The following is a 3,712-nucleotide window of genomic DNA, read 5'->3' on the forward strand; positions in this document are numbered from 1 at the left end:
CTAGATTCCTTCATGGCCCGTCTCCTTGCAAGTTCGCAACGACCTGACCGCCTGTCGGCCAGGTGCATTGGTGTAGCTCGGCACGCCAACGGCGCGCAACCTACGTCATTGCAGGGGACGGGCCGCCAGATTTCGCGTAGCCATTCTGTCTAGACCGCACAACCAAGCGTCGTCAGCGCTGCCACATTCTGCATCTACAGTTTGCTTGACTGAGCCGCAGAACGCATATACAGTCTGCGCATGATCACCTGGGACGAGCCAAAACGTCGAACGAACCTCCAGAAGCACAAGATTGATCTTGCCGATCTGGAACCGGTCTTCGACTACCCGATGGTCACGGTGGAAGACTCTCGAGAGACCTACGGTGAACTGAGGCTGCAGAGCCTCGGAATGTGGAAGGGTCGAGTCGTCTTCTTGGTCTGGACTCCGCGAGGTGACGACACCGCGCATCTGATCTCATGCCGCTATGCCGACCGTCAAGAAGCCGATGACTACTTCGAAGCCCTTTAGTGCAGCCGAAATCGCCGCCGCTCGAAAGGCCGCGAGTACTGAGCCACCACTGAATTCTCAAAAGGTTGACTGGAGCCAAGGCACGGTCACTTCGGGGGGAGGAGTCGCCTCTACTTTGGCCGGCCTGCGCCGCACTCGCGGTCCAAACAAGCGGCCCGCGAAAGAACAGGTTGCGATCCGACTCGATCCGGATGTAGTCGGTGCACTCAGAGCAAGTGGGCCCGGCTGGCAGACCCGTGTAAATTCCGCGCTGAAAGAGTGGCTGGCCTCACAGCCAGTCAAACGCAAAGCGCGGCCGCCCGGTGCGGTCTAACCCCTCGCTCAACCGGACCAGCTACGGCAGGCCACCTTGGCCCGGGCTGAGGTACGCAGTACATTATCTCAGCCCGGGCCAAGGCGTCCTGCCTCCGCTGGCCGGTTAGCTCGAACGTTAGGCGTCACAAACGCCATCTCGGGCGACATGCAACTCAGTAACCACCACCCTTCGGCGATCCACAACCGAATGAACAACCAGATATATCGATGGCCAGAATACTACTGATTTTGACAGCCATCAGTGCAGGTCTATATTTTCTGCTATCTCTAGTCAGTTTGACAAGACAACTCCGAAAAAGAGGAGAGGCTTCCATAGCCGCGCCATATCCGGCATATTTTTGGGGCCTTGTATTTGCGATCTTCTTCTACTACGGATTTCTCATTTGGTGGTGGCGCTACGGACTTCGCAACGCGTTCAAACTGGTGCTCACGTGCATAGTTGTTGTGGCAGCTACTCAGGTAATCCTTCGCCTTACAGGAATGATTGAAGTTGACGGGTTCGCCGAGTCGGTTGGGACCAGCCTGTTCATCGCCGTGCCAATTCGGGCTCTGGCAGGATTCTGGGTGGCCAAGAACGATCGGCGTTGGCGAAACGCGATCCTTTTAGAAAGGAAGGCACGCACAAACACTGCCGCACCCCAGTGACGCCTAACCCTTCGCTCAAGCTGAGCACCAACGGCGGGCCACCAGGCCCGGGCCGGTGGTACGCTGTACATTTTCACCGGTCCGGGCCTGGCGTCCCACCGTTGGCGCCAGCTTAGCTCAAACGTTAGACCCCGGCGAACACCCTCTATAGCGCTCTCACTTGCGTCGAATACGTCTTTGACGTACAATGCCCCGTGCTCACCATCTACGAAACTCCGATCTTCGTTGCCGAGGCTGCAAAGATGTGGTCGGCCGAGGAACGACTTGAGTTCTTCGCCTGGATAGCAGGCGAGCCAGAGGCAGGGGCAGTCATCGCAGGCAGTGGCGGTTGCCGCAAAGTGCGGTGGTCGAGACCAGGAATGGGAAAGCAAGGTGGCGCCAGAGTCATCTACTTCACCCGACTCGAAGCCGGTGAGTTGTGCATGCTGCTCGTGTACCCAAAGGCCGCGAAGGACACGATTCCCGGTCACATCCTGAAAGCCATCCGCAAGGAGATTGAAGATGACGACTCGTAAAGCCAGCAAGGCGGCATCGCCTGGTGAGGAACTTGGACTCAAACTCTTGGAGTCTGTGCGCCAAATGAAGGCCAGGGACTTCGCGCGGGCTACTGAAGTTGCTGTCAATGAGGTTGTTGAAGCCCGTCAAAGCACAGGTATGTCGCAGTCCGAGTTTGCCTCAGCCTTGAGCATTTCAAAGCGGACCCTTCAAGAGTGGGAGCAAGGTCGTAGGTCACCATCAGGTGCCGCGCAGGCACTCATTCGTATTGCCAGAAAGCACCCCGAAGTAGTACGCGAAGCGCTGGCATGAACGCAGCGGGGTCTAACCCCTCGCTCAACCGGACCAGCTACGGCAGGCCACCTTGGCCCGGGCTGAGGTACGCGGTACATTCTCTCAGCCCGGGCCAAGGCGTCCTGCCTCCACTGGCCGGTTAGCTCGAACGTTAGGCGTCAAATTCCCACTCTGCAACCCGGATATAAACCTCCATGAGAGCACTTGCATTAACTCTTTCCGCCGCATTAATCACTGGCTGCGCTTCCCTCGAAGATTGCGGCGGCGCCGGCGGAACGAGCGTCCCAAAGGTTCGATCATCTACAACAAGGATGCCTCTGGCTAACATTTCTGCCGCCAGCGCACGTTTTGCTCCGTTCGCAGCTATGTCAGCTCTTGTGTATGAGGAAGGAGAAGGCTGCAAGCACCCAAGGCTCCTAACGACCGGAGATGAACTCAGAAACACTTTGGCACGAGCTGGCTGGAGCCAGTACTCACCGAATGCTGTGAAATTTCCGGAATGCGATGACGAGCTTGGAATGTTCGTTCGCGTTTGGCAGCGCAAGAGCGAATCTACCACTGAGTATACAATCGTCTTCAGAGGAACTGGAAAGGGCGCGCAGGATTGGTTTAATGGAAACCTCTGGTGGTTTAAGCGCTTCTTGCCCGGAAACGACCAGTACGCTTCATCTAGAGATTTCGCCAAACGCCTAATTGAACAGGCTGAGCGAGAAAACTTGGAAGACAGCGAGAAAGGCCCAATAGTTTTCTACACTGCGGGTCACTCATTGGGAGGGGGCCTAGCACAAAATGTACTTTACTCCTTCCCGGATAAGGTGAGCCAAGCCTTTGCGTTTGATTCAAGCCCAGTGACCGCTTATTCTGAACAGAACGAAGCCACAAGGGTGCGCGGATGCGCTTGCAATGAAGCAATCCTCGGCACTGAAGCACGGGTGTACAGAGTCTACGAAAGTCAAGAGGTTCTTTCGTGGCTTCGCTATCTATTTAAGCTTGTCTTGCCGCTCAATCGGCACATACAAGAGGTGAGATTCGATTTCAATGTCGGCCATTCGATTGAGCAGCTTGCCGGATCTATGAAGCGCGAAGCCGGCGAACGGCCGTTGGGAGTGCGCGACGATTGGTGGCATGGAAAGCCAGACCAAGAAGGACGCGATTGCAGCGCAGTCTTCGCCGAACGGCTTAAAGCGAGCTGCTCCATGAGCGCTCCCGTCTGTCCGCGTTGACGCCTAACCCCTCGCTCAAGCGGAGCGCCAACGGCAAGCCACCAGGCCCGGGCTGGTGGTACGCGGTACATTTTCACCAGCCCGGGCCTGGCGTCCTGCCGCTGTCGCCCGCTTAGCTCGAACGTTAGGCCTCGCAATCAGCCTGTTCAGGTTTCCTACCCAGCAGATCGCAGGAGACCAAATGACAACCGTTGCCATTTCGGTAGAACTCCAAGTCGACATTCCGGGAT

General features: G+C 56.8%; 5 protein-coding genes. All 5 read left to right on the top strand.

Annotated features, from left to right (window positions below; translation table 11 throughout):
- The first annotated feature begins 240 nt into the window (after nucleotides 1–240).
- The 5 genes from JMV16_RS19750 to JMV16_RS19770 all read left to right on the top strand — a co-directional run bounded on the left by JMV16_RS19750 (nucleotide 241) and on the right by JMV16_RS19770 (nucleotide 3,482).
- The gene (locus JMV16_RS19750; protein WP_201496033.1) at nucleotides 241–510 is read left to right on the top strand and encodes a BrnT family toxin; all 270 of its coding nucleotides are present in this window, start codon (nucleotides 241–243) and stop codon (nucleotides 508–510) included.
- Complete coding sequence (locus tag JMV16_RS19755; protein WP_201496037.1) at nucleotides 488–823, top strand: BrnA antitoxin family protein; 336 nt, start codon at nucleotides 488–490, stop codon at nucleotides 821–823. The genes JMV16_RS19750 and JMV16_RS19755 overlap by 23 nt, the downstream gene beginning before the upstream one ends.
- A gap of 841 nt (nucleotides 824–1,664) precedes the next feature.
- Nucleotides 1,665–1,985: a transcriptional regulator gene (locus JMV16_RS19760; protein ID WP_201496034.1), complete on the top strand. Its 321-nt coding sequence runs from the start codon at nucleotides 1,665–1,667 to the stop codon at nucleotides 1,983–1,985.
- Entirely contained in the window at nucleotides 1,972–2,277 is a 306-nt protein-coding gene (locus JMV16_RS19765; RefSeq protein ID WP_201496035.1) for a helix-turn-helix domain-containing protein, read from the top strand. Before JMV16_RS19760 ends, JMV16_RS19765 begins: the two co-directional genes overlap by 14 nt.
- A 176-nt stretch (nucleotides 2,278–2,453) precedes the next feature.
- Nucleotides 2,454–3,482 carry a hypothetical protein gene (locus tag JMV16_RS19770; RefSeq protein WP_201496036.1) on the top strand — a complete coding sequence of 343 codons (1,029 nt, stop codon included), beginning with the start codon at nucleotides 2,454–2,456 and terminating at the stop codon, nucleotides 3,480–3,482.
- The last annotated feature ends 230 nt before the right edge of the window (nucleotides 3,483–3,712 follow it).

It is taken from the genome of Rubrivivax sp. A210, assembly GCF_904426505.1.
Classification (GTDB): domain Bacteria; phylum Pseudomonadota; class Gammaproteobacteria; order Burkholderiales; family Burkholderiaceae_C; genus Rubrivivax.

What these genes read in the sequence shown, in the direction of transcription:
- JMV16_RS19750 (WP_201496033.1), top strand. Translation starts at nt 241, where the DNA reads ATGATCACCTGGGACGAGCCAAAACGTCGAACGAACCTCCAGAAGCAC.
- JMV16_RS19755 (WP_201496037.1), top strand. Translation starts at nt 488, where the DNA reads ATGACTACTTCGAAGCCCTTTAGTGCAGCCGAAATCGCCGCCGCTCGA.
- JMV16_RS19765 (WP_201496035.1), top strand. Translation starts at nt 1,972, where the DNA reads ATGACGACTCGTAAAGCCAGCAAGGCGGCATCGCCTGGTGAGGAACTT.
- JMV16_RS19770 (WP_201496036.1), top strand. Translation starts at nt 2,454, where the DNA reads ATGAGAGCACTTGCATTAACTCTTTCCGCCGCATTAATCACTGGCTGC.